The sequence below is a fragment of the Arthrobacter sp. 05L417 genome (assembly GCF_056397865.1).
This window is the reverse complement of sequence record NZ_JBFTOG010000041.1, coordinates 1-26704: the sequence shown is the minus strand read 5'-3', so window position 1 is coordinate 26704 and position 26704 is coordinate 1. Positions and strand designations below refer to the sequence as shown.

Annotated in this window: 25 protein-coding genes and 1 tRNA gene; 17 read left to right on the top strand and 9 right to left on the bottom strand. The window is 64.2% G+C overall.

All coding sequences use genetic code 11. From position 1 onward, the window contains the following. Positions 1 to 38 precede the first annotated feature (38 nt). Entirely contained in the window at positions 39 to 1169 is a 1131-nt protein-coding gene (locus tag AC1DJW_RS22440) for an FUSC family protein (protein ID WP_476902543.1), read from the bottom strand. A gap of 282 nt (positions 1170 to 1451) precedes the next feature. Here AC1DJW_RS22440 and pstS point away from each other — a divergent pair, with 282 nt between their 5' ends. The 4 genes from pstS (at position 1452) to pstB (ending at position 5583) form a co-directional block, all read left to right on the top strand. After that, positions 1452 to 2573: a phosphate ABC transporter substrate-binding protein PstS gene (gene pstS / locus AC1DJW_RS22435; RefSeq protein ID WP_284754323.1), complete on the top strand. Its 1122-nt coding sequence runs from the start codon at positions 1452 to 1454 to the stop codon at positions 2571 to 2573. 140 nt (positions 2574 to 2713) lie between these two features. Next, positions 2714 to 3646, top strand: a complete 933-nt coding sequence (gene pstC / locus AC1DJW_RS22430) for a phosphate ABC transporter permease subunit PstC (protein WP_284754325.1) — start codon at positions 2714 to 2716, stop codon at positions 3644 to 3646. Further along, entirely contained in the window at positions 3646 to 4755 is a 1110-nt protein-coding gene (gene pstA, locus AC1DJW_RS22425; protein WP_284754327.1) for a phosphate ABC transporter permease PstA, read from the top strand. Before pstC ends, pstA begins: the two co-directional genes overlap by 1 nt. 48 nt (positions 4756 to 4803) lie before the next feature. Further along, on the top strand, positions 4804 to 5583 hold the full coding sequence (gene pstB, locus AC1DJW_RS22420; protein WP_184740670.1) for a phosphate ABC transporter ATP-binding protein PstB: 780 nt from the start codon (positions 4804 to 4806) through the stop codon (positions 5581 to 5583). A 272-nt stretch (positions 5584 to 5855) separates the two neighbouring features. On the opposite strand, the gene AC1DJW_RS22415 is transcribed toward pstB, so the two are convergent. The 3 genes from AC1DJW_RS22415 to AC1DJW_RS22405 are packed head-to-tail and all read right to left on the bottom strand — an operon-like array spanning position 5856 to position 8927. Then, on the bottom strand, positions 5856 to 7400 hold the full coding sequence (locus AC1DJW_RS22415; RefSeq protein ID WP_476902542.1) for a tripartite tricarboxylate transporter permease: 1545 nt from the start codon (positions 7398 to 7400) through the stop codon (positions 5856 to 5858). 1 nt (position 7401) lies between these two features. Next, the gene (locus AC1DJW_RS22410; RefSeq protein ID WP_459340958.1) at positions 7402 to 7923 is read right to left on the bottom strand and encodes a tripartite tricarboxylate transporter TctB family protein; all 522 of its coding nucleotides are present in this window, start codon (positions 7921 to 7923) and stop codon (positions 7402 to 7404) included. Continuing rightward, a complete protein-coding gene (locus tag AC1DJW_RS22405) occupies positions 7920 to 8927 on the bottom strand; it encodes a Bug family tripartite tricarboxylate transporter substrate binding protein (RefSeq protein ID WP_390282930.1) in 1008 nt (335 codons plus the stop codon). The genes AC1DJW_RS22410 and AC1DJW_RS22405 overlap by 4 nt, the downstream gene beginning before the upstream one ends. 257 nt (positions 8928 to 9184) lie before the next feature. Between AC1DJW_RS22405 and AC1DJW_RS22400 the strand changes: the two genes are divergently transcribed. Together AC1DJW_RS22400 and AC1DJW_RS22395 are read left to right on the top strand one after the other, a co-directional pair. Then, positions 9185 to 10762, top strand: coding sequence for a sensor histidine kinase (locus AC1DJW_RS22400; RefSeq protein ID WP_476902557.1), 1578 nt, complete (start codon positions 9185 to 9187; stop codon positions 10760 to 10762). After that, positions 10759 to 11439 (top strand): response regulator, encoded by a 681-nt coding sequence (locus AC1DJW_RS22395; RefSeq protein WP_284754333.1) that lies wholly within the window; start codon positions 10759 to 10761, stop codon positions 11437 to 11439. Before AC1DJW_RS22400 ends, AC1DJW_RS22395 begins: the two co-directional genes overlap by 4 nt. 39 nt (positions 11440 to 11478) lie before the next feature. Here the strand turns inward: AC1DJW_RS22395 and AC1DJW_RS22390 are convergent, their stop codons facing one another. From AC1DJW_RS22390 to AC1DJW_RS22380, 3 genes are all read right to left on the bottom strand, one after another. After that, entirely contained in the window at positions 11479 to 12492 is a 1014-nt protein-coding gene (locus AC1DJW_RS22390; protein ID WP_390282931.1) for an inorganic phosphate transporter, read from the bottom strand. 1 nt (position 12493) lies between these two features. Continuing rightward, on the bottom strand, positions 12494 to 13111 hold the full coding sequence (locus AC1DJW_RS22385; RefSeq protein WP_269994243.1) for a DUF47 domain-containing protein: 618 nt from the start codon (positions 13109 to 13111) through the stop codon (positions 12494 to 12496). A gap of 238 nt (positions 13112 to 13349) precedes the next feature. Further along, positions 13350 to 14009: a hypothetical protein gene (locus AC1DJW_RS22380; protein WP_265980649.1), complete on the bottom strand. Its 660-nt coding sequence runs from the start codon at positions 14007 to 14009 to the stop codon at positions 13350 to 13352. A 136-nt stretch (positions 14010 to 14145) separates the two neighbouring features. On the opposite strand from AC1DJW_RS22380, the gene AC1DJW_RS22375 reads away from it, so the two are divergent. Next, positions 14146 to 14218 (top strand) — tRNA-Lys (locus AC1DJW_RS22375). Positions 14219 to 14271: 53 nt separating this feature from the next. Here AC1DJW_RS22375 and AC1DJW_RS22370 read toward each other — a convergent pair. Then, positions 14272 to 15669: a CoA transferase gene (locus tag AC1DJW_RS22370; RefSeq protein WP_476902541.1), complete on the bottom strand. Its 1398-nt coding sequence runs from the start codon at positions 15667 to 15669 to the stop codon at positions 14272 to 14274. Between the two features lie 95 nt (positions 15670 to 15764). Between AC1DJW_RS22370 and AC1DJW_RS22365 the strand changes: the two genes are divergently transcribed. From AC1DJW_RS22365 to AC1DJW_RS22325, 9 genes are all read left to right on the top strand, one after another. Beyond that, positions 15765 to 16373, top strand: coding sequence for a DedA family protein (locus AC1DJW_RS22365; RefSeq protein WP_284754339.1), 609 nt, complete (start codon positions 15765 to 15767; stop codon positions 16371 to 16373). Between the two features lie 204 nt (positions 16374 to 16577). Next, on the top strand, positions 16578 to 16880 hold the full coding sequence (locus AC1DJW_RS22360; protein ID WP_078106942.1) for an urease subunit gamma: 303 nt from the start codon (positions 16578 to 16580) through the stop codon (positions 16878 to 16880). Positions 16881 to 16889: 9 nt separating this feature from the next. Further along, positions 16890 to 17276 (top strand): urease subunit beta, encoded by a 387-nt coding sequence (locus tag AC1DJW_RS22355; protein ID WP_390282934.1) that lies wholly within the window; start codon positions 16890 to 16892, stop codon positions 17274 to 17276. Beyond that, positions 17273 to 19018 (top strand): urease subunit alpha, encoded by a 1746-nt coding sequence (ureC, locus tag AC1DJW_RS22350; protein WP_476902540.1) that lies wholly within the window; start codon positions 17273 to 17275, stop codon positions 19016 to 19018. Before AC1DJW_RS22355 ends, ureC begins: the two co-directional genes overlap by 4 nt. Positions 19019 to 19037: 19 nt before the next feature. Then, positions 19038 to 19523 carry an urease accessory protein UreE gene (gene ureE, locus AC1DJW_RS22345; protein ID WP_390282936.1) on the top strand — a complete coding sequence of 162 codons (486 nt, stop codon included), beginning with the start codon at positions 19038 to 19040 and terminating at the stop codon, positions 19521 to 19523. A 192-nt stretch (positions 19524 to 19715) separates the two neighbouring features. Next, entirely contained in the window at positions 19716 to 20384 is a 669-nt protein-coding gene (locus tag AC1DJW_RS22340; RefSeq protein WP_476902539.1) for an urease accessory protein UreF, read from the top strand. A 16-nt stretch (positions 20385 to 20400) separates the two neighbouring features. Next, on the top strand, positions 20401 to 21018 hold the full coding sequence (gene ureG / locus AC1DJW_RS22335) for an urease accessory protein UreG (RefSeq protein WP_476902538.1): 618 nt from the start codon (positions 20401 to 20403) through the stop codon (positions 21016 to 21018). Between the two features lie 122 nt (positions 21019 to 21140). Further along, a complete protein-coding gene (locus tag AC1DJW_RS22330; RefSeq protein WP_476902556.1) occupies positions 21141 to 21971 on the top strand; it encodes an urease accessory protein UreD in 831 nt (276 codons plus the stop codon). Then, entirely contained in the window at positions 21971 to 23014 is a 1044-nt protein-coding gene (locus AC1DJW_RS22325) for a HoxN/HupN/NixA family nickel/cobalt transporter (protein ID WP_476902537.1), read from the top strand. The genes AC1DJW_RS22330 and AC1DJW_RS22325 overlap by 1 nt, the downstream gene beginning before the upstream one ends. Here the strand turns inward: AC1DJW_RS22325 and AC1DJW_RS22320 are convergent. Beyond that, positions 23011 to 24036, bottom strand: a complete 1026-nt coding sequence (locus AC1DJW_RS22320; protein ID WP_476902536.1) for a PHP domain-containing protein — start codon at positions 24034 to 24036, stop codon at positions 23011 to 23013. The two genes, AC1DJW_RS22325 and AC1DJW_RS22320, sit on opposite strands and share 4 nt — an antisense overlap. Positions 24037 to 24286: 250 nt before the next feature. On the opposite strand from AC1DJW_RS22320, the gene malQ reads away from it, so the two are divergent. Further along, positions 24287 to 26479: a 4-alpha-glucanotransferase gene (malQ, locus tag AC1DJW_RS22315; RefSeq protein WP_476902535.1), complete on the top strand. Its 2193-nt coding sequence runs from the start codon at positions 24287 to 24289 to the stop codon at positions 26477 to 26479. Positions 26480 to 26704 lie beyond the last annotated feature (225 nt).

Below are 26704 nucleotides of genomic sequence, written 5' to 3'. Positions count from 1 at the left end.
TACAAGGCTAGTGGAGGGGTAGGACAGTCAAGTGCGCCTTACTGCAATGGAGGAAGCACGTCCCTTGCCTCGCGGGGGTCCATGCCCGCGGCTTCGAGCAGGTCCACCATGAGCGGGCGGAAGAGCATCACCACTGTTTCGCCCTCGAGCTTCTGGACGTGCAGCATTTTGGGGTGCAGGCGGGTGGCAATGTCAGCCAAGTCCTGCCGAGCGCCTCGCAGGTGGGCGCGGCGGGCGCCGTCGTGCACTTCCGCGAGTCCGAGCGACAGTTCCTCGACCGCGGCGGAAGTGTCCTGCAGGGCCTCCGAAATGCTGTCCGTGGCCTCGTCCGTCAGGGCTGCGTGGTTGATGGCACTCGTCAGCCGCCGCGCGAACACGCGGCCGTTGCGAAGGGCGAGGTCGATGGAATCCAGCGATTCCTCCAGCATGGTCAACTCGTCGCGGTGCCGCCGGTACGCCGGGGCGAGCGTGGCCACCTCACCGGAGGCCTTGAGGGATTGGCGCATCCGGTCCACGAGGGGCTGGCAATTCCGCCCCCGGATGAGGGCATGCCAGGCTTGGGTCGAGTCGCTGTTGATCAATGCGTCGGCACACTCACGGAGGACCTCCGAGAGTTCGTGGAGGAGTTTGCGGACGTCCTGGCGCGGTTCCCGTCGCGGGTCCTTCGGGACCAGCATGGTGACGAGCAGCGCGAAAACCCCGCCGACTACGGCGTCGATGCTCCGCGTGAACGGCCCGCCTTCCGGCGCCGGCAGCAGGACCACGAGAAGTGATTGCAGGCCGAGCTGGGTGGTGAAGATGGAGCCACTGTCCAGGAACCGGGCCAGGAGGATGGAGAAAAGGAGCACGACGGCGGCTTGCCAGATTCCCGAACCCAGCCAGTGGAGCAGCAAATCGCCGATGACGATCCCGAGGGTACAGCCGAGCCCGACTTCCACCACCCGGCGAAGCCGCGGATCCCGCGAGAAGCCGAGCGCGATCAGGGACGAGGTGGCAGCAAAAAGGGGTCCCTTGTGCCCCAGGATGTATTCAGCGAACGCGTAGGCGCCCACGGCGCACACGGTCATCTGGACGGCCGGAACCAAGGAGTTCCGGCTGCGGACGAAGCCGGTGCGCAGCCGCGCCCGCAGGAATTTCTTGCTTGCTGAAAGTCCTTGGGGGGCGGTCATGGCTCAAGTCTATTCAGGAGCGGCTCACGGAGTGCGGCACGCCGAGGAAGCCTTGAAGTGAGGGGCGTCACTTAATCCCCCATGACACGCCAAGCGCAAGGGCGACGCTGCACTTGTAAACCAATGGTCCGCCGCCGTTCATCTCCCGTTCACTTTGGACCGCCGATCCCGTTACCTGCGGCTCCTACCGTCAATCAAGGTACAAACACGTACGCAAATCTTTCGTATGCCGACTTTCTCCCTCGGCACGCATCAGAGAATCCCTGGAAGGGGTACATCCCAGTGAAGGCAACTCGCTTCGGCCGCAACGCGGCAATTGCGGTCCTCGCAGTCGGCGCCCTTGCGCTGACCGCTTGTGGTTCAGATAACGCAACCGGCGCCGCACCGGCAGCCACCCCGAGCGCCGCAGCCGTCAAGGTCACCGGCACGCTGACCGGCATCGGCGCCTCCTCGACCGGCGCGGCCATGGACGCTTGGAAGGCCGCGTTCGCTTCCGCCAACCCGGGTGCCACCGTCCAGTACTCCCCGGATGGCTCGGGCGCAGGCCGTAAGGCCATCCTCGACGGCTCCGCGCAGTTCGCAGGCTCTGACGCCTACCTGAGCGACGCTGAGTTGGCCACCTCCAAGACCAAGTGCGGCACCGATGGCGCCATCAACATCCCGGTCTACGTCTCGCCGATCGCCGTTGCCTTCAACATCCCGAACGTCAAGGACTTGAAGCTCGACGCCACCACGGTTGCCAAGATCTTCCGCGGCCAGATCACCAACTGGAACGACCCGGCAATCGCCGCCCTGAACGCCGGCGTCACGCTTCCGGACCTCAAGGTCACCCCGGTCAACCGCTCTGACGACTCCGGAACCACCCAGAACTTCACCGATTACCTGGCTGCCGCTGCTCCCTCGGTCTGGACCGACAAGGCAGCCGGCGTTTGGCCTGCTTCCCTGAAGGGTGAGAACGCCAAGGGCACCTCCGGCGTCGTCAAGACCGTCACCGACACCCCGGGTGCCGTGACTTACGCTGACGATTCCGCAGTTTCCGGCAAGCTCGGCACCGCGCAAATCAAGGTTGGCTCGGACTTCGTCAAGATCTCCGCTGCCGCTGCCGCCAAGGCTGTTGAACTGGGCAAGCCCGTTGCAGGCCGCCCGACCGGCGACCTGTCCATCAAGCTCGACCGCACCACCACGGATTCCTCGGCCTACCCGGTAGTCCTCGTTTCTTACCACGTCGTCTGCACCACCTACGACAAGAAGGAAACCGCTGACCTGGTCAAGGCATTCGAGAGCTACGTAGTCTCCGACGCCGGCCAGCAGGCTGCTGCCGGCTCCGCCAAGTCCGCTCCGCTCTCCAAGGCGCTGCAGGACAAGGCGAAGGCCGCTGTTGACTCCATCAAGGCCAAGGCCTAAGGACCACAATGGAGTAGTGGTGCCGCGGACCGCGTCACCACTACCCTTGAATATCAACGTTCCCCGTCCCGCGCTGGTGAAACATCACCGGACGGGGCGGGGAACTTGGCCATTTTTGAGTGAATCTGAAGGATCGTGAAGTGACCACCAACTCCTTGACCACTTCCCAAGGTGCCGGACGCGCCGGGGACAAGGTCTTCTCCGGAGCCACCTTGGCCGCGGGATGCCTGATCCTCGCGGTTCTCTTCGGCGTCGCACTTTTCCTTGTCATCCAGGCCATTCCGGCCCTTGTGGCTCCACCCGCGGACATCCAGGGCGGCCACGGCTTCTTCGCCTACATCGGTCCGATCGTGGTGGGAACCCTGATTGCCGCCGTCATCGCACTTGTGATTGCAACTCCCGTTGCCATCGGCGTTGCACTGTTTATCTCCCACTACGCGCCCCGCAGGCTTGCCTCGGGCCTTGGCTATGTGGTGGACCTCCTCGCTGCCATTCCTTCCGTGGTCTACGGCGCATGGGGCGCGGCATTCCTTGCCCCCCAGATTTCGCCCGCCTACGGCTGGCTGGCCAGCAACATGGGCTGGCTGCCGATTTTCCAAGGCCCGGCTTCCGCTACCGGCAAGACCATCCTGACCGCGAGCATCGTCCTTTCCGTCATGGTCCTGCCGATCATCACTTCCCTGTCGCGCGAGATCTTCCTGCAGACCCCGAAGCTCCACGAGGAAGCCGCCCTGGCCCTCGGCGCGACCCGCTGGGAAATGATCAAGATTGCGGTTTTGCCGTTCGGGCGACCCGGCATCGTGAGCGCCATCATGCTAGGCCTCGGCCGTGCACTTGGCGAGACCATGGCCGTCGCGCTGGTCCTCTCCTCCGGCGCACTGACCGCAAGCCTGATCCAGTCCGGCAACCAGACCATCGCCGCGGAAATCGCCTTGAACTTCCCTGAAGCCAGCGGACTCAAGGTCAGTACGTTGATCGCGGCCGGCTTGGTGTTGTTCGTCATCACCCTGGGTGTCAACATGATTGCACGCTGGATCATCTCCAGGCACAAAGAATTCTCGGGAGCCAACTAATGACTGTCACAGCCCCCGTAGCGCGCAAACGCTCCGCACTGACCAAGGGCCAGTTGCCCGCTTTCGCGCCGTATGTCGTCCTGGCCGTCGCCTTGGTACTCGGCGCTGCAATCCTTGCACTGATCGGCTTCAACGCCTTCGGTTGGGGCCTCGTGTCCGCCATTCTCTTCACGATCGGCCTGGTCGGCTGGAGCGCAGCCGTCGAAGGCGGCCGCAAGGCAAACGACAAGCTTGCCACATGCCTGATCGTCGGCTCGTTCCTTGTTGCGCTGCTGCCCCTGATCTCGGTGATCTGGACCGTCCTCGTGAACGGCATCCCGGGCATCATCACCCCCGGCTTCCTGACGACATCCATGAACGGCGTCACAGGTGCCCTCGACAACAAGAGCGTCGATGACGGCACGAAGGTCCTCGGCGGCGTCTACCACGCGCTCCTGGGCACCGTGCAGATCACCCTGCTCGCCACTGTCATATCGGTCCCGGTTGGCTTGCTGACGGCTATCTACCTCGTGGAGTACGGCAACGACCGGGCCCTCGCCCGTGCCATCACGTTCTTCGTCGACGTCATGACCGGTATCCCCTCGATCGTGGCGGGTCTCTTTTCCGCAGCATTCTTCTTCGCCGTGGTCGGCCCGGGCACCAAGACCGGTGCGGTTGCCGCCGTCGCGCTTTCAGTCCTGATGATCCCGGTGGTGGTTCGCTCGAGCGAGGAAATGCTCAAAATCGTCCCGAACGAGCTCCGCGAGGCGGCTTACGCGCTCGGCGTCCGCAAATGGCGCACCATCCTCAAGGTGGTCATCCCGACGGCGATTTCCGGCATCGCGTCCGGCGTCACCTTGGCGATCGCCCGAGTGATTGGCGAGACGGCTCCGATCCTCGTCACCGCAGGTTTCGCGACCACCATCAACAACAACGTGTTCGGCGGCTGGATGGCCTCACTGCCTACGTTCATCTACACGCAGATCCTGAACCCGACCTCGCCGTCCAACCCGGACCCGTCGAGCCAGCGGGCATGGGGCGCCGCACTGGTCCTGATCATCCTGGTGATGCTCCTGAACCTCGGCGCCAGGCTGATAGCCCGGATCTTCGCCCCCAAGGCCGGCCGTTGAACCGCCAGGCCACACGCAAACTTCCAACCACAGCACCGAAGGAACACCATGTCTAAGCGGATCGACGTCAAGGATCTGAACGTCTACTACGGCAGCTTCCTGGCCGTTGAAGGCGTCAACATCAACATTGAAGCCAAATCGGTCACGGCGTTCATCGGTCCGTCCGGTTGTGGCAAGTCCACCTTCCTGCGCACCCTGAACCGCATGCACGAGGTACTGCCCGGGGCCCGCGTCGAAGGCGAAGTCCTGCTCGACGGCGACAACCTCTACGGCCCCGGCGTGGACCCAGTGACCGTCCGCACCCAGGTCGGCATGGTCTTCCAGCGGCCCAACCCGTTCCCCACGATGTCCATTCGTGACAACGTGCTGGCCGGCGTGAAGTTGAACAACAAGAAGATCAGCAAGGGCGCGGCCGACGCACTCGTGGAGAAGTCCCTGCGCGGCGCGAACCTGTGGAACGAGGTCAAGGACCGCCTTGAGAAGCCGGGATCCGGACTCTCCGGCGGCCAGCAGCAGCGGCTCTGCATTGCCCGTGCCATCGCCGTGGAACCGCAGGTCATCCTCATGGACGAGCCCTGCTCCGCGCTTGACCCCATCTCCACCTTGGCCGTCGAAGACCTCATCAATGAGCTCAAGGACGAGTACACCGTGGTGATCGTGACCCACAACATGCAGCAGGCCGCACGCGTTTCCGACAAGACCGCGTTCTTCAACATCGCCGGCACCGGCAAGCCCGGCAAGCTCATCGAGTTCGCCGACACCACCACCATCTTCAACAACCCGTCCCAGAAGGCCACGGAAGACTACGTCTCCGGCCGGTTCGGATAAGCCCCACCGCCACCCTAGCCTCGCAAGTCCCCACCGGCTCCCAGCCTTCGCAAGTCCCCACCGGCTCCCAGCCTTCGCAAGCTCAGGCAGGGGCCCTCGCCGGTGTGGGCCCCCGGCCAGGGAACCCCGGCGGCGTGGGCCCCCGGCCAGGGAACCCTGGCGGCGTGGGCCCACGCCCGGGGACCCCTGCTGCTGTGGGCCCAGTAAAGCCCGACGGCGACGGTCACCTCGGAAGGTGACTGCCGCCGTCGGGCTTTTTGCATACCTGAGGGCTACAAGCGGATCTGGTGCGGATCCCTCTCAAGGGCCGCCTCCCGAGCCGCTGCCTTCGCCGGCCGGAAGCGGCGCCAGGCCAAGGCCACCAACGGCCAGCAAAGAATGAGCGCCACCAAGAGGTAGACCACCACGGCGACCGGTTCGTTCCACAGGCCGGAGACGTCGCCCGCACTCAGCTGGAAGGCCTTGCGCAGCTGACCTTCAATCCGGGGACCCAGGATCAGGCCGATGATCAGGGGCAGGATCGGCAGGCCGAAGCGCCGCATGGCGAAGCCCAGTGCACCGAGCACCAGCAGGATGACCAAGTCGAATGCCTGCAGGTTGACCGCGTACGCGCCCAGCGTTGCGAAGAACAGTATCCCGGCATACAAGTAAGGCCGGGGAATCCGCAGCAGCTTGGCCCACAAGGGCGCCATGGGCAGGTTGATGAGCAAGAGCAGGGTATTCCCGATGAACAAGCTGGCGATGAGGCCCCAGACCAGGATTGGTTCGTTCTGGAAGAGCAACGGACCGGGTTGGATGCCGAACTGCATCAAGGCGGCAAGCATGACGCCCGCCGTAGCATTGGTCGGCAGGCCGAGCGCCAGCAGGGGCGTCAACGTCCCGGCAGCGGAGGCGTTGTTCGCGGCCTCGGGGCCGGCCACGCCTTCGATGGCACCGTGCCCGAACTCCTCCGGGTGCTTGGTGAGCTTTTTCTCGACCGAGTAGGACAGGAATGTGGGGACCTCGGCCCCGCCCGCCGGCATAGCGCCGAACGGGAAGCCAAGCGCGGTTCCACGGAGCCACGGCTTCCAAGAGCGCTTCCAGTCCTGTTTGCCCATCCATGGCTGGCCCACCGGGATGGTGGACGTCTTGCTGCGGCGAAGATGGGCAGCGATCCAGAGGGCCTCGCCGACGGCGAAGATCGCCACGGCCACCACTACGATGTCGAGGCCGTCGCTCAGCAAGGGGATGCCGAAGACCAGGCGCTGCTGGCCGGTCACCGGGTCCAGGCCGACCAGTCCGATGGCCAGGCCGAGGCCGAGGGATGCGAAGCCGCGGAGCTTGGAGGCTCCAAGGACCGCAGTCACGGTCAACAGGCCCAGGATCATGATGGCCAGATAGCTGGACGGGCCCAGGCTCACCGCAAACTTCACCACCACGGGGGCGAACGCGGCCAAAAGCGCGGTTCCTATGGTGCCGGCCACGAAGGAACCGATGGCTGCCGTGGCCAGGGCTTGTGCAGCCCGGCCCGCCTTTGCCATCTTGTGGCCCTCGATTGCGGTGATAACCGTGGACGACTCGCCTGGGGTGTTCAGCAGGATGGACGTGGTGGAGCCGCCGTACATACCGCCGTAGTAGATGCCGGCGAACATGATCAGCGCACTGGTGGGTTCGAGGTTGTAGGTCAGGGGCAGCAACAGCGCGATAGCCATGGCCGGGCCGATGCCTGGAAGCACGCCCACGGCGGTGCCGAGGAGCACGCCAAGGCACGCGAACATGAGGTTCATGGGGGTCAGCGCGGTGGAGAACCCCTGTAGCAACAGATTGAAAGTATCCATGTCAGAGGATTCCTGCCAAGATGCCGGCGGGGAGTTTGATGCCCAGCCCGAAGTAGAAGCCGTAGAAAGTCAGAAGGGCCATGGCCACGGAGACCAGCCCGTCCCGGACGTAGTTGCGGCCACCCAACGCCCACACGCTGCCCCAGAAAAGCAGCGTTCCGGAAATGACCCAGCCGGCAACGTCGATCAGCAGGATGTTCAGGACAAAGGCGCCAGCCAGGGGCAGGACGGTCTTCCAGTCCGCGGGATGGCTCAGATCCACGTCCTCGCCTTCTTCGGCCTGGCCGCGGCCGCCGCGCAAGACGTTGACAGCCAGCAGCACGGCAGTGACGAGGAGCAGGCTCCCGATGATGATTGGAAGGGTCTTGGGACCCACCGGATCTGATACCGAGTACGGGACTACCAGCCGGGATGCGTCCCAGAGAACGACGGCGCCGGCCGCCCCGAGCAGGGCAGCAATGCCGAGCTCGGAACGGCCTTTGCGTGCCGCCGGCTTACCGGCGGCGGTGGCGTGCTGCGTCACGCCAGCCCCAGTTCCTTCAGTACGTCGGCCACCCGCTTGTCCTGGTCCGTGAGGAAGGTCTTGAACTCATTGCCGGTGATGAATGCGTCGGACCAGCCGCGCGTCTTAAGGGCTGCCTTCCACTCATCGCTTGCGTGCATCTTGGTCAGGGCGTCCACAATACGGTCGCGGTCGGCGTCGGAAACTCCGGGCGGAGCCACAATGCCGCGCCAGTTGGTGAAGACGAGGTCGATTTTGGATTCCTTGAGTGTCGGGGCATCAACGCCTTCCAGACGTGACTCGCCGCTCGTGGCCAGCACGCGTACTTCGCCGGACTTGATCTGCTGGAGGTATTCACCGGCGCCGGAGGCCGCGAAGCCGACCTTATTGCCAAGGATTGCCGGAAGCAGGTCGCCGCCGCCGTCGAAGGAGACGAAGTTGACCTTCTTGGGGTCGATGCCAACTGCCTTGGCAAGTTGCATCGGGAGCAAATGGTCAGGGCCGCCAGGGGAGGAACCGCCACCGACGGAGACCTTGGATGGGTCTTCTTTCCAGACCTTCACCAGATCGTCGATGGTCTTGTACGGGGAATCTTTGCCGACCATGATGGCGCCGGGTTCCTGGATGAGGCGGGCGAGGGGAGTGGTGGCCGTCAGCTTCGCCTCGGATTTGTTGGTGTAGCTGGCGCCAACAACGCCCAGGCCCATGAGCATGGCGAGGTCCTTGTTGCCCTTTTCGTTGACCAGGCGTGCCAGGCCCACCGTGCCGCCGGCGCCTGCAAGGTTGAAGACTTCGACGTTTGTAGCGGTCTTGGTATCACCCATGACCTTGGCTGCTGTGCGGGCCGTCGTATCGTAGCCGCCGCCGGGGGTGTTGGGGACCATGATCCGGAGCCCGGTCAGCGGTCCGGCAGGGGCGCTGCTCGTCTTGCCGGCGTCGGCGCCGCCGGTCACGCCGCAGCCGGTGGCCGCGACGGCAAGGCCTGCAGCGACAGCGATGGCGCGCAGTGCGTTCATTGGACGCATGTGTTCCTCTTCTCATCATTGGTGGGAGTGTCTTCACGCTACGGGCGGCAGTGATGCAGGTCACTGTTGTGTTCTCAAAGATCGTTGTGTTCATTGTGGTCACGGTCACACAAGCGCCAGGTGGGCCGATAATGGAACAGACCCCGCGCGGAAAAGCCGCGAAGCAGAATGGCCTGCACCCGGCTGGCCCCGATGCGGAAAGGAAAAAACCTGTGCTCAAAGCTGCCGGAAGGCGAAGGATCCTGCGCCGCCGCCGGATGTCGCTAGCGGGCCAATACCTGGGGCTGCAACTGCTGATTGTGCTCGCTGTGCTGGTCGGGGTCATTTTCATCTCGCTTGCCCAATCGGTGCAGACCTTCGAGCGTGTGGAAGGGCGGCGCGCCCTGTCAGCCGCCGAATCCCTCGCTGCGATGCCCGTGGTCCGTTCCCTGCTTCCTGGTGCGGAGCCAGGTCAGGGCGCCGCGCTTCCCGCCGTCGCCGAATCCGCCCGGACCGTGTCCGGCTCAAGTTTCGTCATCCTGGCCAAACCGGACCGCACCGTCCTGACTTCGCCTGACCCCTCCCAGCTTGGTACGTTGCTGGACCTGGGTGATAGCGACGTCCTTCTGGGGCGCGCATGGACCGGCGCCGTCAACATGAACGGCAAGGTATCCCTTGTGGCACATGTCCCGGTGCTCAATGACCAGGGCCGGATGGTGGGGATCGTCGCCGTCGGCGGGAATTACCCTTCGGTGTGGGAGAGGCTGGGCGACGCCGTACCGGATCTGCTTACTTACCTCGGCGTTTCCTTGGCCTTGGGCACGGCCGGTTCCGTGCTGCTGTCCCGACGCGTGAAACGGCAGACACTCGGCCTTGAACCCGAGGAGATCGCCGGCCTCGTGGAGCATCGTGAGGCCATCCTGCATGGCGTGAAGGAAGGCGTTATCGCCCTGGACCAGCACGAACGGATCACGGTTGCCAACGAAGGCGCGCGCGAGTTCCTCGGCCTGCCGATGGATTGTGTGGGTCGCAAGCTCAACGAGCTTGGCGTGGAACCGCAGTTGCGGGAGGTCCTGACCACGGAGCAGCCGGACCCGGACCGTTTGGTGCTGGCAGGAGAGCGGGTAGTGGTTCTGAACCGCAAACCTGTCCTTTCACATGGGCGGGTCATCGGATCAGTGACTACATTGCGGGACCGCACGGAACTTTCCACCTTGGAGAAGGAGCTCGGAGCCACCCGCACTACAACGGACACCTTGCGGGCACAGACACACGAGTTCGCCAACCAGCTTCATACCATTTCGGGACTGATCCAGCTCAAGGAATACGACGAGGTTGTCAGCTTCGTCAGCGGCGTCAGCCTCAGCCGAACACGCCTGCATGACGACGTCACCTCCCGTATCCACGATCCTGCGCTCGCAGCCATGCTCATCGCTAAAGCGAGCCTGGCCGCCGAGCGGGTCGTAACGCTGCAGCTGGACCAGAACTCGATGCTTGGGCGCGTTGACGAGCAGCTCTCGAGGGACTTGACCACCATTGTCGGCAACCTCGTGGACAACGCGATGGACGCCGTCGCGGGTTCCCCTGACGCAACCGTCCGCGTGACGTTGGCCGAAGAGCCTGACAGTGTGGTGATTACGGTGCGGGACTCCGGTCCCGGTGTGGTCGAGGAACGGATGGCGGACATCTTCCGGCAGGGATTCACTACTAAAGCGATAACGGCCGACGGCGGTCGTGGCTTCGGGCTGGCGCTCACCCGGCTGGCTTGTCTGAGGCGGGGCGGAGAGGTGAACGTCCACAACGACGGCGGTGCCGTGTTCACCGCGAGCCTTAAGAAGCGGAGTCCAATCGAATGATCAATGTCCTGATAGTCGACGATGACTTCATGGTGGCCAAGGTCCACTCAGGATTTGTCCGCCAGACCCCCGGCTTCTTAGTGGTCGGTGTGGCACACACAGGCGCGCAGGCCTTGGACGAGGCTAGGCGATTGAAACCGGATCTGGTCCTCCTGGACATCCACCTGCCTGACATCAGTGGCCTGGACTTGCTGCATCAGCTCCGGGAGGCACTGCCGGAGCTTGACGTGCTGGTCATTACGGCTGCGCGCGAAGTGGATACTGTCCGCCGCGCACTCCGTGGCGGCATTGTCCACTACCTAATGAAGCCCTTCTCCGCCGACGACCTGAACGAACGGCTCCAGCACTACCAGCGCGCGTACAGCTCGCTGGCCGCGTCCAAGACCACGGCCGAGCAGGACGACGTGAACCGGGTCTTCGGGCTCAGCCGGCGTGAACGTCCCCTGCCCAAAGGGTGCAGCGCGGAGACGCTGCGGATGGTGGAACAGTTGCTGAAGGAATCGGACCGGGATCTCTCCGCAAGCGAGGCCGCCGATGTCCTGGGAACCTCCCGGGTCAGTGCCCGGCGCTACCTTGAGTACTTGAGCGAGGAAGGCCTGGTCACGGTTCAGCTCCGCTATGGCGGAGTGGGCCGGCCGGAGCGTCGGTACGTGTGGCGGAGTGTTGGGCCCCGCTGAACTCAGTGGGCCAGCTGAACTCAGCGGGACCCGCTCAACTCAGTGCGACAGCGGCGAGAGCGCCAGCCCAAGGACGAACGCCACAGCGGCGGTAACGATCGGCGTCGCGACCCAGAACCCCAGGATCCGCAGCACCATCCGGCGGTTGGTGACGGAAAAGTTCTGGTTGGTTCCCGCGCCGAGCACCGCCGACGTCACAGTGTGCGTGGTGGAAAGCGGCAAATGGAAGCCGATGGCGCCGACGAACAGCATCAGCGACGTCAGGCTCTGGGCGATGAATCCCCGCATCGGGTCTACCCGTGTCAGCTTGTAGCCCAGGGTGTACGAGATGCGCCAGCCACCGCAAAGCGTTCCCGCCGTGAGCATGACAGCCGTCAGGAGGATGACCCAGATCGGAAGGTCATTGGAGTCGGACACCCCGGCCGCGACAGCGCCCAACAGGATCACCGCTACTGTTCTCTGCCCGTCCTGCAGGCCATGTCCGAACGCGACGGCAGCGGCCGAGACGGATTGTGCATGGCGGAAACGGCCGTGCATAACATCGGGCTGGGTGTATCTCGCCGCCCATGTGACAGGCCACACGAGAAGGTAGGCGCCAAGGAACGCGATCACAGGGGATAGCAGCAACGGCAAGACCACTTGCGCCAGCAGAACGCTGCCTACCCCGTTGATGTAGCCGCCTCCCATGACTGCGCTTGCAGCTCCGGCCCCCACCAGGCCTCCCACCAAGGCATGGGTCGACGAGAGCGGCACACCGCGCCACCAAGCGTAGATTCCCCAAAGGATGGCGCTGCACAGCCCCGCGGCGAGCACAGTCAGTCCGCTCACTCCCGAGGGGAGAACCACCCACGACTGGCTGAAAATCAGCGCGAAACCGCCGCTGAGCAGTACCCCCGCGAAGTTGAAGACAGCCGCCAACACAACGGCAACTGACGGAGTGAGGGCCCGGGTCCGCACGGAGAGTGCGACGGCGGTGGAGACGTCGCGGAAGCCATTCAGGAATGCGAAGCCAGCCGCCAGCGCCACCACAAGGGCGAAGAACGCGACCGCCACCTCATGCTTCCTTGACGATGATGCTGCCTACCTGGGTGGCGACGCGCCGCATGTCCTTGGTGACGTCCACTAGTTGGTTGGCTACGTCGCGGTTCCGCGAAAACTGGGTGGACTTCATGTCGCGGAGCATCTCTGCCACCCATGTCCGGTGGCTGCGCTCGGCACGCTTGGCCAGCCGCAGGACCTCGATCCAGTAGTCCTCGAGTTCGTCCAGATCGTCCAACTGGCGCATGGCATCGACTGTGAGTTCCGCCTGGCGGCTGATGATCTCCAACTGATCCGCCGCGCGCTTGGGCACGCGGTCCAGTTTGTAGAGGGCTACGAGCTCACCCGCGGCATCCAGCTTCTCCATCGCCTCGTTGAGGAAACGCGAGAGGGCGTACATGTCCTCGCGGGGGAGCGGGTTCACGAAACTCGTGCGCATGTGGGTCAGCAAGGCGAAATGCAGATCCGTGGATTTCGCCTCGTGCTCGTGCAACTCCTCCACAAGCCGTTCGTGCTCCGCGACAGGGGCTCCGAAGATCTCAGAAAGCGTCCCGGTTGCCTCAAGAATCTGGCGGGCCATTTGCGACAACAATTGCAACCCGGCGGGTTCTTGGGGGAAGAGACGCAGCTTCATTTGGCTTCCGGTAGGCGGGAGGGATGCGGGCGGGGCGGCGTCTTCGCCGAAGGGCATAAAAATGGTGCCGAACCGGATACGCCTCTCGGCGGTAGGCCGCTCGAAGCGGCTATAAGTTGAAGCCCGGGGGTTTCGCGGTTCGACACCAGTTTCAGTTTTCTACGTCGGCCGAGCTAAGTCAATCTTGACAGCTGGCGCCGGGGGTGGTTGTGACGGCCCGTCGCCCTTATGTTTCATGTCAGTCCAGCTCTCCGAGGCGCCATGCATTGGCCGCGTGCTCGAGATCTTCCGCGGTCTTCACGAGTTGGTGCGAGTTCCGTGTCAGCTTGCTCGCGTGGCCTTCGTTGGAATGCTCTGCGCTGTCCGCCAGGGTTGCTTGGCCGAGCGCGACGACGCGGCAAAACGCGGCTGAGCGTTCCAGCGCGACGTCGAAATCGCCGTCGAACGCTCCCGAAAGGATGGCATCTGCCATCTGCTTCATTTCGTCCGCTCCCGGCGGCTCGGCTGCCCCCGCCACAACATGGGAAACCTGGGCGGTGTCCCTCCCGGCCTTGAAGTACACGGAAATGCGCTCGGAGTTCTGCATGGTGGCCGCGCGCAAGGCATAGAGCCGCCACAATGCGCCGGGCAAAGACCGGGCGGGGCTCTCGGCCCACATTTCAGCGATGGCCTCCAGGCCTTGCTCGTCAGCGAGTTTCACGAGGCGCCTCGTGATCTTGGGATCATCGCTATCCCGACCTCGCCGCACGAGCGCCTGGGCGGCAAGGTGCGCGGCTTCGGACACGCGCGCGGGGTCCGCTCCGCCGGCAAACGGCTCGAAGTCAATCGGCGCGAAGGGTTTCGGCTTGTGGTGCCTATTTGCTCCGCCGTATACAGGAGGTCCCGATTGTTCGCTCATGCCCCAACGCTACTCCTGTGTTTTCGCTCGTGCACTCTTGACTGGGCTTGTTGCGTTCGACGGCGCGGGTGCTGCCCGTGTCAAAACGGCCTTGAGCTTGAGGTACAGTATTTATGGCTGTTTCTACAGTCGGCAGGGGCCTTTAGCTCAGTTGGTAGAGCATCGGACTTTTAATCCGTGGGTCGTGGGTTCGATCCCCACAGGGCCCACCCTAAAACCCCCGGAACCGCACGGTTCCGGGGGTTTACTTGTACGTGGCCTGTTACCGCGTGGCCCACGTGGCGGGGTGACGGCCGAGCGGGCCGGCTTGCTGCGACCAGTGCGCGGGGACGCCGTCGATTCGCCCTGGAAGCGGCACGCGTTGCGCTGGCCCCCAGTCGGTGGTGGTTGCCACGAGTGCGAAGTCTTCGGGTGTAGGTACAGCCAGGTGGTCGTCCGGCAGGGGCAACGAGTAGAGCAGGTTGGCCGTGCCGATGAGTGAGCCCTGGATGCGGGCGGCCATCGAATGGGTGAGCCGTCGGGTCAGAGCGCGTGCGACGGCCGCGGCCAATAACCAGCCGGTCGCATGGTCGAGGGCTTGGACGGGAAGCGGGGCCGGCTCCGCTTGTCCCGTGGCGGTGGCTCCGTCGTCGGCGATCCCGCAGCTCATCTGGACCAGGCTGTCGAACCCGCGGCGATTGCGCCACGGGCCATCCCAGCCGTACGCGTCCAAGCTGGCGACGATCAGTCCGGGGTTCATGGGGGTGAGGGCTTCGTCGTCGTAGCCCAAGCGTTTCAGGGCGTCGGCCCGCAGTCCCGACACGAGCACATCGGCACCCGCGAGCAGTTCCTCGAACGTCGCGCGGTCGCTTGAGGCAGTGAGATCCAGGGCGGCAGTACGTTTGCCGAGAGTCGTCTCAGGCAGCAGCGACGGCACCTCGTCAAAGCCCGGCGGGTCGATCCGCAGCACATCGGCACCGTAGCCAGCGAGGAATTTGGTGCACACCGGTCCGGCGATCACCCGCGTCAGGTCGAGCACGCGCACTCCGTCGAAGGGCAGTTGCCCGACGGAGTCCGGAGTGCCGGCTCCGGATGAGTAGCGTTCGACGACGGTCAGCGGCGCCGCGTCCGCGGTCGCCATCCCCGGAGCCGACGCGAGCCATTGGCCTCGGTTGTGCATGACGGCGGCGCATCCGCCTGCTTCCACAATCGCCGTCTCCAATTCTTCGGCACGCAACCCTGCCACTGCGGCCTGAACTGCTTCTTGGTCATGGGCGCCCAGTACCCGCTCGACGGCGGCGCGGTGGCTGGCATAGTTGGTGTGCAGCCTGATCCATGCATCTGCGGCACGATAGTTGCCGGCGATGGGGTCCCACATCGGTGGCCGGGTCCAGCCGATCGGGGTGAACAGCCTCTCGGACGCGAACGCGGCGCACGACTCCCGACTGTCTACCGTCACTACTGGCTGCTTTGACTGGCTGCGAGCTGCGAGGAACTGCGCTGCGGCCACCGTTGCGACGGCAACCGCTCCCGTCGCAAGTCCTGTCACGTCGAAAGCGGCCGGTAGGACCGCCCGTGGCCCGCTCGTCGTTAGCTGGGCGGCCTGCAAATCCGCACTGTCGTTATCGGCGCAGATTGTTTGCCACATGCGGGAGGCCACATCAGCGAAGCTGTCGTTCACACTCACCATTCTGGACGGGCCCACACGGACGGGCAACGCCAGCCGGATCTGACTCTTCCTGCCCAAGTACGGCTTCTCCTGCCAGACTGTTCCTCATGCACGCGCTTTTGGACGGACTCTTGAACACCAGCCCACTTGTGATCGCGTGCATCGTTTTCGCCCTCGTGTTCGCTGAGGATGCAATCTTTGTGGGCTTTGTTATCCCCGGTGAAACGGCGGCAGTGGTCGGCGGAGTGATTGCAAGCCGTGGGCTCTTCGAATTGTGGGCCATGATCGTCATTGTGGTCATTGCCGCGATCACGGGAGACACCGTGGGCTACGAGATAGGCAAGCACTTCGGCCCGCGGGTGATGGCCCTGAAAATCCTGGACAAAAGACGCGCCCAATTGCAGAAGGCCGAAGACTTCCTCAAAGACAAAGGCGGCATCGCGGTGCTCCTGGGCAGGTTTACTGCTTTCTTTCGTGCCGTCATGCCCGCGCTCGCCGGACTCAGCCGTATGCCTTACCGGCGTTTCGCGTTCTGGAATTTCAGCGGCGGCATTATCTGGGGGTCGTTGTTCGTGACTCTCGGCTTTGTGGCCGGAAATTCGTACGAAGAAGTGGCCCGCGTCGTGGGCCGGGGTGCCGCGGCTGTGGTGGCGGTAATTGTGGTGGCGATTCTGCTTGTGTGGCAAGTCAGGAAGCACCGCGCCAAGAAGGCCTGATGCCGCAGGAACACGGAAATCTGGCGGAAACGTCAAGGCTTTAGGCTGGTCACAATTTGTTCGGGAGGGGCGGCGAAGGGACGAACTGGATATGTCTGATGTTTGGCGTTATAACCGTAGTAGCTGCCCCGACGTCCTCGGCTTATCTGAGCCTCGAGTGATCTGATGTCCGCCTCTGCAGCACACAACTTTTAAGGAGAACCGATGCATCTTTTGCCCCGTGAGCAGGAAAAGCTCATGATCGTGGTCGCGGCCGACCTCGCCCGCCGTCGGCAATCCCGTGGCTTGAAGCTCAACTTCCCCGAAGCCGTGGCCATCATCAGCTACGAACTGATTGAGGGAGCCCGCGACGGGAAAACCGTCGCCGAACTCATGAGCTACGGAACTACCCTGCTCCGCCGCGAGGACGTCATGGAGGGCGTGCCCGAGATGATCCATGACGTCCAGATCGAGGCCACTTTCCCTGACGGCACCAAGCTCGTCACCGTCCACGACCCGATCCGCTAGGAGGCCAATATGATTCCCGGTGAGTACCGGCTCCAAGCAGAGCCCATTGCCTGTAACAGCGGACGCGAGGCAATCGCCGTCGACGTCGTCAACCGTGGCGACCGCCCCGTCCAGGTGGGCTCGCACTACCACTTTGCCGAATCGAACCCCGCGCTCGATTTTGACCGCGACGCCGCTTACGGCCGCCGCCTGGACATCCCCGCCGGAACGGCGGCGCGCTTCGAGCCCGGTGATTCCAAGACCGTCAAACTCGTTGCGCTCGCAGGAAGCCGCGAGGTCTACGGCCTGCGGAACGCCGTCAACGGTCCCCTTGACGCGGACGCCGGAAAGAACGACGGCGGCGCTGCCGCTGCCACCGAAGGGCCCGGAGCCAGCAAAGAAGGGACAGCCCAGTGAGCTTTGAAATTTCGCGCAAGCAGTACGCAGACCTATACGGCCCGACGACGGGCGACTCCATCCGCCTGGCGGACACCGAACTCTTCCTTGAGATCGAGAAGGATTACACGGTCTACGGCGAAGAGGTCATGTTCGGCGGCGGCAAGGTAGTCCGCGACGGCATGGGGCAGAACGGCCAAGTGACCCGCGACGAGGACGTCCCGGACACCGTCATTTCGAACGTGGTGGTCCTTGACTACACCGGAATCTACAAGGCCGATGTGGCGCTCAAAGACGGGCACATCTTCAAGATCGGCAAGGCCGGCAACCCCCAGATCGCCGACGGCGTGGACATCGTGATCGGCGCCAGCACTGAGATGATCGCCGGGGAAGGCAAGATCCTCACCGCAGGCGGCGTGGACACCCACATCCACTACATTTCACCGGACCAGGTCCCCACGGCCCTGTGCAGCGGAATCACCACCATGGTCGGCGGTGGCACGGGACCGGCCGAAGGTACCAAGGCCACCACCATCACGCCCGGCAAATGGCACATTTCGCGGATGCTGCAAGCCGCGGAAGGCCTGCCGATCAATATCGGCCTCCTCGGCAAGGGCCACGCCTCCGCCGTCGAGCCGCTGGCCGAACAGATCCGCGCAGGCGCAGTAGGACTCAAAGTCCACGAGGACTGGGGCGCCACGACGTCGTCGATCGATATGTCCCTGCGCGTGGCTGACGAATACGACGTGCAGGTAGCCATCCACACCGACACCCTCAACGAGTGCGGATTCGTCGAGGACACCATCAAGGCTATCGACGGCCGCGTCATCCACACTTTCCACACCGAAGGCGCCGGCGGCGGGCACGCTCCGGACATCATCAAGATCGCCGGATTGCCCAACGTGCTCCCGGCATCCACCAACCCCACGCTCCCGTACACGCGCAACACCATCGAAGAGCACCTGGACATGCTCATGGTGTGCCACCACCTCAACCCGGACATCCCGGAAGACGTGGCGTTCGCCGATTCCCGCATCCGGGCCGAAACCATCGCCGCCGAAGACGTGCTCCAGGACTTGGGCATCTTCTCGATGACCTCCTCGGATTCCCAGGCCATGGGCCGCGTGGGCGAAGTTGTCATCCGCACTTGGCAAGTGGCCGACGCCATGAAACGGCAGCGGGGCGTCCTCAAGGACGCGTCCGGCGCCAGCCACGGCGCTGCGAACGGCTTGGGCGAGGAAAGCGACAACTTCAGGATCAAGCGCTACATCTCCAAATACACCATCAACCCCGCGATCGCGCAGGGCATGGCCGACTCCATTGGCTCGGTGGAAGTGGGCAAGTTCGCCGACCTCGTCCTGTGGAATCCGGCCTTATTCGGCGTGAAGCCGGACCTGGTCATCAAGGGCGGGCAGATAGCCTACGCGCTCATGGGCGATTCCAACGGCTCCATCCCCACCCCGCAACCACGCACCATGCGCCCCATGTTCGCCACCTACGGCAAGGCGTTGAAGCAGTCTTCCATCACCTTCCTGTCCAAGGCGGCCATCGACGCCGGCGTCCCCGAGGAACTGGGATTGGAGCGCGTTATCCGGCCGGTTTCCGGTATCCGGAACCTGAGCAAAGCGGACCTCAAGTTCAACGGCGAAACGCCCGATATCGCCGTCGACCCCGAAACCTACAAAGTGACGGTCGACGGCGAAGACGTCACCTGCGAACCTTCCGACGTGCTGCCCATGGCCCAGCGCTACTTCCTTTTCTAGATCGCCGGAGGAAAACCACATGATCATCGAAAAGATCCTCGGCAACCTGCACGAACTGCCGCAGGCCGAGGCCGCGGCGCTCGCCAAACTCCACAAGGAGAAGGTCGTGCTGCCCAGCGCCCAACTCGTCAAGCGCATCCAACGCGTCACCACAGACCACGGGAAGGAGCTCGGCATCCGCCTCCCGGCCGGATCCGGAGACCTGCGCGACGGCGACATCCTCGCAGTCGAGGACGCGAACCTGATCGTGGTGTCCGTGCTGCCGAGCGACGTCCTGGTCATCGCCGCCCGCAGCATCTACGAAATGGGCGTAGTGGCGCACTCCCTCGGCAACCGGCACCTGCAGGCCCAGTTCTTCGACGGCGACTCCGAATACGGGGCCGAAGTCATGGTGTGCCAGTACGACCACACGGTCGAGGACTACCTCAAACACGTCGGTGTGCCTTACGACCGCCAGGAACGCGTAATGCTGGTGCCTTTTCGCCATGCTGAACACACGCACTGAGCCTGCTTCGGCTGCTGTTAACCCGGTCGGCAAGCCTCCGGTGGGTGATAGGGGCCGTGCCCGTCCCCAGCCGCTCCCAACCCTCGCAAGCTCGGGTCGGGGCCCTCGCGGCAGTGGGCCCCCGCGGTGCCCGCCACGCCGCGGCCCCTATCACCCACCTACGCCGTGCACGTCACCTTCGGGGGGGCAGCAGTGAGCTCCTATCAGCTAGCCCTCCAGCAGTTGTGCGACTCCGCTCTTCCTACCGGGGCGTTTGCTCACTCGCTGGGGTTTGAGACGTACATCGAGCGGGGGGTCGTGGCTGATGAGGGGAGTTTTGGGGTTTGGCTGGCTGCGTTTGTGGGGCAGCAGTTGACTTATTCCGATGGTTTGGGCATTCGGTTCCTTTATGAAGGGGTGGGTCTGGGGGAGTTGGATGCTCATTTGAGTGCTCAGCTCTTGCCTCGGCAGTTGCGGGAGGCCAGTACCAAAATGGGTGGGCGGCTGATCGAGATCGGGACCGAAGTCTTTCCGTCGGCCGAGCTGGAAGCTTACCGGGCTATGGTGGCCACGGGCCGGGCTGCCGGGCATCAGCCGCTGGCGTTCGCCGTCGTCGCACGCTCGCTGGGCGTGCCGTTCGAAGAAGCGCTGGCCGCGTACCTTTTCGCGGCGGTCACCTCCCTGACGCAGAACGCCGTGCGCGCCATCCCGCTTGGCCAGAACTCCGGGCAGCGCCTGCTGCGCAAAGCGCACGACGGCGTCGCTGCCGCCGTCGAACATGTCCAGCACCTCGGCTGGGACGACTTCGGGGCCGTCAGCCCCGGCCTGGAAATTTCGCAGATGCGGCACGAATGGCAACGTGCGCGCATGTTCATGAGCTAGAACCATAGGAGGACACATGTCTGAACCCATCAAGATCGGCATCGGCGGACCGGTAGGCGCCGGCAAGACCCAGCTCGTGGAGCGGCTGACCCGCCACATGAGCCGGGAAATCTCCATGGCCGCCATCACCAACGACATCTACACGATCGAAGACGCCAAAATCCTCGCGGCCAACGGCATCCTGCCCGAAGACCGCATCATCGGCGTCGAAACCGGCGGCTGCCCGCACACCGCCATCCGCGAAGACACCTCCATGAACACGGCGGCCATCGAGGAACTCAAGAAGCGCCACCCGGACCTGCAGGTGATCTTCGTCGAATCCGGCGGCGACAACCTCTCCGCCACATTCAGCCCCGAGCTCGTGGACTTCTCGATCTACATCATTGACGTCGCCCAGGGCGAGAAAATCCCCCGCAAGGCCGGCCAAGGCATGATCAAGTCGGACCTGTTCATCATCAACAAGACCGACCTCGCCCCCTTCGTTGGGGCAGACCTGTCAGTGATGGAGCGGGACTCCAAGGAATTCCGCGGCGACAAGCCCTTCTGCTTCACGAACCTCAAGACCGACGAAGGGCTCGACAAGGTCATCGCATGGATGCGGCACGATGTCCTGATGCTCGACCTGGCGTCATGAGTTCACTCGCGAACGCTCTCATCTCACCTGGGCCTGCGCCCGCGGATAAAGGGGGCCGTGCCCGCTTCGCGGTGCCCGCCACGCCGCGGCCCCCTTCATCCGCGTCCGCTGATCGGCCCGAGATGGGTCGCCTTGCGCTCGTCGTAGGGAAACGTGCTGGTCGTTCCGTGGCCGTGCAGCAGTTTCATCAGGGTGCCTTGCGGGTTTTGAGACCGCATTACTTGGATGAGAGCGGGCAGGTTTGTTATGTCGTGGTCAACCCTGGCGGGGCGTATTTGGGGGCGGATCTCTATGTTGTGGACGTGGAGGTGGAGGCGGGGGCTTCGTTGCTTTTGACGACGCAGTCGGCCACGAAGATCTATCGGACTCCGGGGTCGTTTGCCGAGCAGCGGATGACTATCCGGCTGGGGGAGGGGGCGGAACTGGAGTTGGCACCTGACCAGCTCATCGCGTACCGGGAGGCCAGCTATCGGCAGGACACGCACATCACTGTGCACCCGACGTCGAGCCTCATCATGGCGGAAGTCATCACTCCGGGCTGGTCCCCGGATGGCGCTTCTTTCAAGTACAAGGAACTCCGGCTCCGGAACGAGATCCAGGTGGAGGGCGACGACGGCGCGGCGCTGCTTGCGCTCGACAACCTCCTGATCCGGCCGCCCCTGGGCGATGTGACCGGAATGGGCTTCATGGAGGGGTACAGCCACCTGGGTTCGCTCGTTGTGGTGGATCCGCGGGTTGACCAGGCGCTCGCCGATGAACTGCACCGGCTGACGGCGGGGTATGAGGCGTACTCGGGTTTGTCGTTGACCCGAACCCTTGCGGGCACGACGGGCCTGGTCCTACGATCCCTCTCGAACAGCACCGAGGAACTGAATCGATTGCTCGGTGCCTGTACTGGCCTTTTGCGCGAACGCTGGTACGGCAGGGCGCCGCTGAACCTCAGGAAGTACTGATGACTTCACTCGCGGAGCTCGCCTCGATGTACCGCCAGCGTGAGCATCTCCCGATGAAATCGCGCCTTGCGTTCATGTTCGGTTCCGTCGTCCTCCTGCACCTTGCCGCCGTCGTACTCCTGTTGGTGGGTGGCGCCGGTGGCGGCCAGCCTCTGGCGCTGGGCCTCGTGCTGACGGCGTATGTGGCCGGTATCAAGCACAGCTACGACTGGGACCACATCGCCGCGATCGACAATTCGACAAGAAAATTCGTGGCACAGCACAAGGACCCCGTGAGTGTCGGCTTCGCCTTCAGCCTGGGCCACAGCTCCGTGGTGATCCTGGCCGGGGTGATGGTGGTCGGCGGCGCCAGCCTCGTGGGCCAGCTCATGGAGGACGGCACCACCGGGCACCTCGTGCTGGGGCTGATCGGCGGCGGCGTGTCCGGGCTCTTCCTTCTGGCCATGGGCATCTTCAACGGGTCGGCGTTCCTCCGCACGATGCAGTTGTACCGCGCCGCCCAGGCCGGCGGCGCGGTCGCCGTCGACGACCTCGAAACCAAAGGGTTCATCGCGCGGCTCTTGGCCAAGCCGCTATCCAAGGTCCAGCGTCCGCGGAACATCTATGTGATCGGGTTCTTGTTCGGGCTCGGCTTCGACACCGCCACCACCATCGGGCTGCTGGTGCTCACGACGGCGGCGTCGCTCGCGGGTGTGCCCGTGCTCGCCCTCCTGGCGCTGCCGCTCGCTTTCACCGCGGCGATGACCCTTTGCGATTCCATCAACGGCGTGGCCATGATGCGCATGTACAAATCCGCCATCCATGATCCCCAGCGCAAGCTTGGATTCAACGCCATCATCACCGGCATCTCGGCCTTCTCGGCCCTGTTCATCTCGGTCATCACGCTGGGCGGCTTCCTCAATGCGGCCTTTGGACTGAGCGATCCTGTCACCACGTGGCTGGGCGAAATTGACCTCGGCGACGCCGGCCTGGTGCTGATTGGGCTGTTCGCCGTCGTTTGGGTGGTTGCGGCCCTGCGATTCCGGGCGGCGCGGCGCCGCTAGTCGGGCTGGAGCCACTCCAGAAGGCGATCCAATGCCCAAGTCGTGATAATGCGATCGGCGGGTACGCCGTTGGCTTCCGCCCGCTCCGCACCATACTGCAGGAAGTCGAGCTGGCCGGGGGCATGGGCGTCACTGTCGATGCTGAAGAGGCAGCCGGCGTCGAGGGCAATTTGAATCAATTCGTCCGGCGGGTCCTGGCGCTCGGGCCGCGAATTGATCTCGACGGCGACCGAGTGTTCCGCGCACGACGCGAACACCTTTTCGGCGTCGAACTCCGACGGAGGCCGGGTTCCTCGCGATCCCTTGACCAAGCGGCCGGTGCAGTGCCCGAGGACGTTCGTGTGCGGGTTTTCGATGGCGGTGAGCATGCGCCGGGTCATGGGCCCTTTGTCGGACCGGAGCTTCGAGTGGACACTGGCCACCACAACGTCCAGTTGGCTCAGCAGTTCCGCGGACTGGTCAAGCTCTCCGTCTTCAAGGATGTCCACTTCGATGCCGGCCAACAGCCGAAAGCCGGGATCCTGCCCGTTTTGCCCGTTGATCCCATCCACAATGGTGAGTTGTTCCATCAAACGCTCGGGACTGAGCCCGTTGGCGATGGTGAGGTTGGGGGAGTGATCGGTCAACGCAATATATTCCCGTCCGAGTATACGAGCCGCGTCGGCCATAACCTCGATCGGCGAGCCGCCGTCGGACCAGTTGCTGTGGCTGTGCAGATCGCCCCGGAGTTCGGCGGGCAGCTTGTGGCCACCCTTGACCAAGGGTTCGGCGCCACGACGACGGAGGTTTTCAAGGTAGTCCGGAACGGTGCCGCTCAGGGCTTGGCTGATCACCTCGAAAGTCCTACTGCCGATTCCCTTGGTTCGCTTGAGGCGGCCATCCTTGACCCGGGCGGCCAGTTCCTCTTGGCTCAGGCCGGCAATGATGCCCGCGGCCCGGCGGAACGCCTGGACCTTGAAGCTGTCCGCGAGTTCCCGTTCCAGCCAGAAGGCGGTTTCGTTGAGCGCGTCTACGGCGTCCATGGCTCAATCATGTACCACGCCGCGCCCAGGCGCATGTGAGCGAGCGTTTGGGTTTAGGGGCCTATAGGTGAGCGAGGGTTTGGGGTTGGGGGCCCATATGTGAGCGAGGGTTCCGGAATGGGGCGTCATGCTGTCGGAATAACTGGGACGGCCACCACCGCCCTGCAATAATCGGAACCAGTTGCCTCGCTTGAGTTGCACGCGGGGCGGTATGCACCTTCGGACGAATCACATCGCAGACGAGGCGGACATGACCAACACTCCCATCCAGCAGGCCACCGACACCACGGCGATGCCACCCGCTACGAACCCCGCCATTGACGAGGACTTGCTTCACCGGCTCGCGGATGCTCACGGCGTCGGGACGGCGTTCTACGGCTGGGATGGGCTGCAACACGACGTTTCGCCCACCACGTTGATCCAAGTGCTGGGCGCGCTGGGAGTCGCCGCACATTCCAACGAGCAGATCGAAGCGGCCCTTGCGGACGCGGAACTGGCGCCGTGGCGGCGGATGCTGCCGCCCGCCGTCGTCGTCCAGGAGGGAACGACGGCGGCTGTACACATCCACGTCCGCGACGGTTCGCCTGCGCGCCTGACGATCTCGCTCGAGGACGGAACGGAACTCGCGGCCACCCAACAGGAAGACTGGGCTTCGCCGCGCGACGTGGATGGAGTGCCCACAGGCCGCGCCACTTTTGAGGTGCCGGCCGGGTTGCCGCTCGGCTGGCATTCGCTCACGGCCGAGTCCGACGGCGTGACGGCCACCGCGGTGCTGGCCGTGGTTCCAGCCAAGTTGCAGACGGCAGCACAGCTCGAGGAACGGCGCGGCTGGGGACTCGCCACGCAGTTGTACTCGGTACGCTCGAAGCGCTCATGGGGCATCGGGGATTTCGCGGACTTGGCCGATTTGGCGTCGTTGGCTGGCACGCGCGGGGCCGACTACGTCCTCGTGAACCCCCTGCATGCCGCAGATCCGGTGCCTCCGGTTCAAGCGTCGCCGTATTCTCCGTCCACAAGGCGATTCTTCAACCCCCTTTACATTCGAATCGAATCCATTCCCGAACTGGCATATGTGAAGCCGCGGAAGCGGGCCACCGTGGACCGGCTGTTGGATGACGTCCACGCGCTCAACAAGGACGCGGAACGGCTGGACCGGGACCAGATCTTCGCCGCCAAGCTCGCAGCCCTGGAACTCCTTCACACGGTCAAGCTTTCTCCGGCCCGGCAGCGCGCCTTCGAGGAATTTTGCCGCGAGTCCGGCCCGGGCCTGGACGATTTCGCCCTTTGGTGCGCCATCCGCGAGGACCGATCGCCGGACGACCCCTTCTGGCAGGATCCCGCGGCCACGCTCGGTTCTCCGAAGCTTGAGTCGATGCGCCAGTCCCTGGCCGATCGGATCGGTTTCCACCGCTGGCTTCAGTGGATCTGCGATGAACAGCTCGAGTCAGCCCAGGCCGCGGCGAAGCGATCCGGCATGCGGCTGGGAGTGGTGCACGATCTCGCCGTCGGGGCGGACCTGAGCAGCGCCGACGCCTGGACCCTGCGCAGCAGCTTCGCGCCGGGTGTCAGCGTGGGCGCACCACCGGACATGTACAACCAGCTCGGACAGAACTGGAACCAGCCGCCGTGGCACCCGGTCCGTTTGGCGGAGGCGGGCTACGCGCCGTTGCGCGCGATGCTCTCCACCGTCCTCCGCCACGCCGGCGGAATCCGCGTCGACCACATCCTGGGGCTATTCCGCTTGTGGTGGGTACCTGCCGGCAACTCCGCCCGCGACGGCGCCTACGTCCGCTACGACCACGAGGCCCTGATCGGCATCCTTGCTTTGGAAGCGCACCGCGCGGGAGCGGTGGTCATCGGCGAAGACCTTGGCGTTTTCGAGCCGTGGGTGCGGGACTATCTTGCGGCCCGAGGCATCCTGGGCACGTCGATCCTTTGGTTCGAGTACGACGGCGACTCGCCCCTGCCGCCCGAACGCTACCGAACGCAGGCACTCGCCAGTGTCAACACCCACGACCTCCCACCGACGGCCGGGTACCTCGCAGGCGATCACGTGGATCTCAGGAACCAACTGGGCTTGCTTGAACGAAGCGTGGCCGAGGAACGGGCCGAGCACGAGGCCAGCCTGGACAAGATGATGGGGTTGCTGCGGGAACGGGGCCTGCTGCCTGCCGACGGAAAAGCGCTTGGTGAGGAGCAGGTCATTGAGGCGCTGCATCGTCTGCTGGCCCTTGCACCGTCGGTCCTGTTGGGCGTTGCGTTAGTGGATGCCGTAGGGGAGCGGAGGGTGCAGAACCAGCCGGGAACGACGTCGGAGGTCTACCCCAACTGGCAAGTGCCACTCGCCGACGAACGCGGACGCGCGGTGCTGATCGATGACCTTGATGCCAACCCTCGGTTCAACTCTTTGCTCGCGGCCGTGGACGAGGCTGTACGGGGTTAGGCAACGCATCGAGGCGTGAAATCTCGCCCTTTGGCCCTCCCCGCGACGCTCGCTCACCTTTGGGCCGTTTCAGTTGAACGCTCCCTCATCGTCAAGCTGGTTGTGAGTCATTCATTACCTGTTGATTGAAGGAGCCGGCGATGGCCGTTGATAACAAGGGTTTTACGCGTGAAGAGATCCGTGAGTTCATGCATGAGTACTATTTGCAGCCGCACGGGACGAGGA

Bases quoted from the DNA above. Each gene is read 5' to 3' on its own strand.
- ureG (WP_476902538.1), top strand. From the start codon at position 20,401: ATGTCTGAACCCATCAAGATCGGCATCGGCGGACCGGTAGGCGCCGGC.
- AC1DJW_RS22405 (WP_390282930.1), bottom strand. From the start codon at position 8,927: ATGCGTCCAATGAACGCACTGCGCGCCATCGCTGTCGCTGCAGGCCTT.
- AC1DJW_RS22385 (WP_269994243.1), bottom strand. From the start codon at position 13,111: ATGAAGCTGCGTCTCTTCCCCCAAGAACCCGCCGGGTTGCAATTGTTG.
- AC1DJW_RS22330 (WP_476902556.1), top strand. From the start codon at position 21,141: ATGGGTCGCCTTGCGCTCGTCGTAGGGAAACGTGCTGGTCGTTCCGTG.
- AC1DJW_RS22355 (WP_390282934.1), top strand. From the start codon at position 16,890: ATGATTCCCGGTGAGTACCGGCTCCAAGCAGAGCCCATTGCCTGTAAC.
- pstA (WP_284754327.1), top strand. From the start codon at position 3,646: ATGACTGTCACAGCCCCCGTAGCGCGCAAACGCTCCGCACTGACCAAG.
- ureE (WP_390282936.1), top strand. From the start codon at position 19,038: ATGATCATCGAAAAGATCCTCGGCAACCTGCACGAACTGCCGCAGGCC.
- AC1DJW_RS22380 (WP_265980649.1), bottom strand. From the start codon at position 14,009: ATGAGCGAACAATCGGGACCTCCTGTATACGGCGGAGCAAATAGGCAC.
- AC1DJW_RS22400 (WP_476902557.1), top strand. From the start codon at position 9,185: ATGTCGCTAGCGGGCCAATACCTGGGGCTGCAACTGCTGATTGTGCTC.
- AC1DJW_RS22415 (WP_476902542.1), bottom strand. From the start codon at position 7,400: ATGGATACTTTCAATCTGTTGCTACAGGGGTTCTCCACCGCGCTGACC.
- AC1DJW_RS22365 (WP_284754339.1), top strand. From the start codon at position 15,765: ATGCACGCGCTTTTGGACGGACTCTTGAACACCAGCCCACTTGTGATC.
- AC1DJW_RS22395 (WP_284754333.1), top strand. From the start codon at position 10,759: ATGATCAATGTCCTGATAGTCGACGATGACTTCATGGTGGCCAAGGTC.
- AC1DJW_RS22360 (WP_078106942.1), top strand. From the start codon at position 16,578: ATGCATCTTTTGCCCCGTGAGCAGGAAAAGCTCATGATCGTGGTCGCG.
- AC1DJW_RS22440 (WP_476902543.1), bottom strand. From the start codon at position 1,169: ATGACCGCCCCCCAAGGACTTTCAGCAAGCAAGAAATTCCTGCGGGCG.
- pstB (WP_184740670.1), top strand. From the start codon at position 4,804: ATGTCTAAGCGGATCGACGTCAAGGATCTGAACGTCTACTACGGCAGC.
- AC1DJW_RS22320 (WP_476902536.1), bottom strand. From the start codon at position 24,036: ATGGACGCCGTAGACGCGCTCAACGAAACCGCCTTCTGGCTGGAACGG.
- malQ (WP_476902535.1), top strand. From the start codon at position 24,287: ATGACCAACACTCCCATCCAGCAGGCCACCGACACCACGGCGATGCCA.
- AC1DJW_RS22325 (WP_476902537.1), top strand. From the start codon at position 21,971: ATGACTTCACTCGCGGAGCTCGCCTCGATGTACCGCCAGCGTGAGCAT.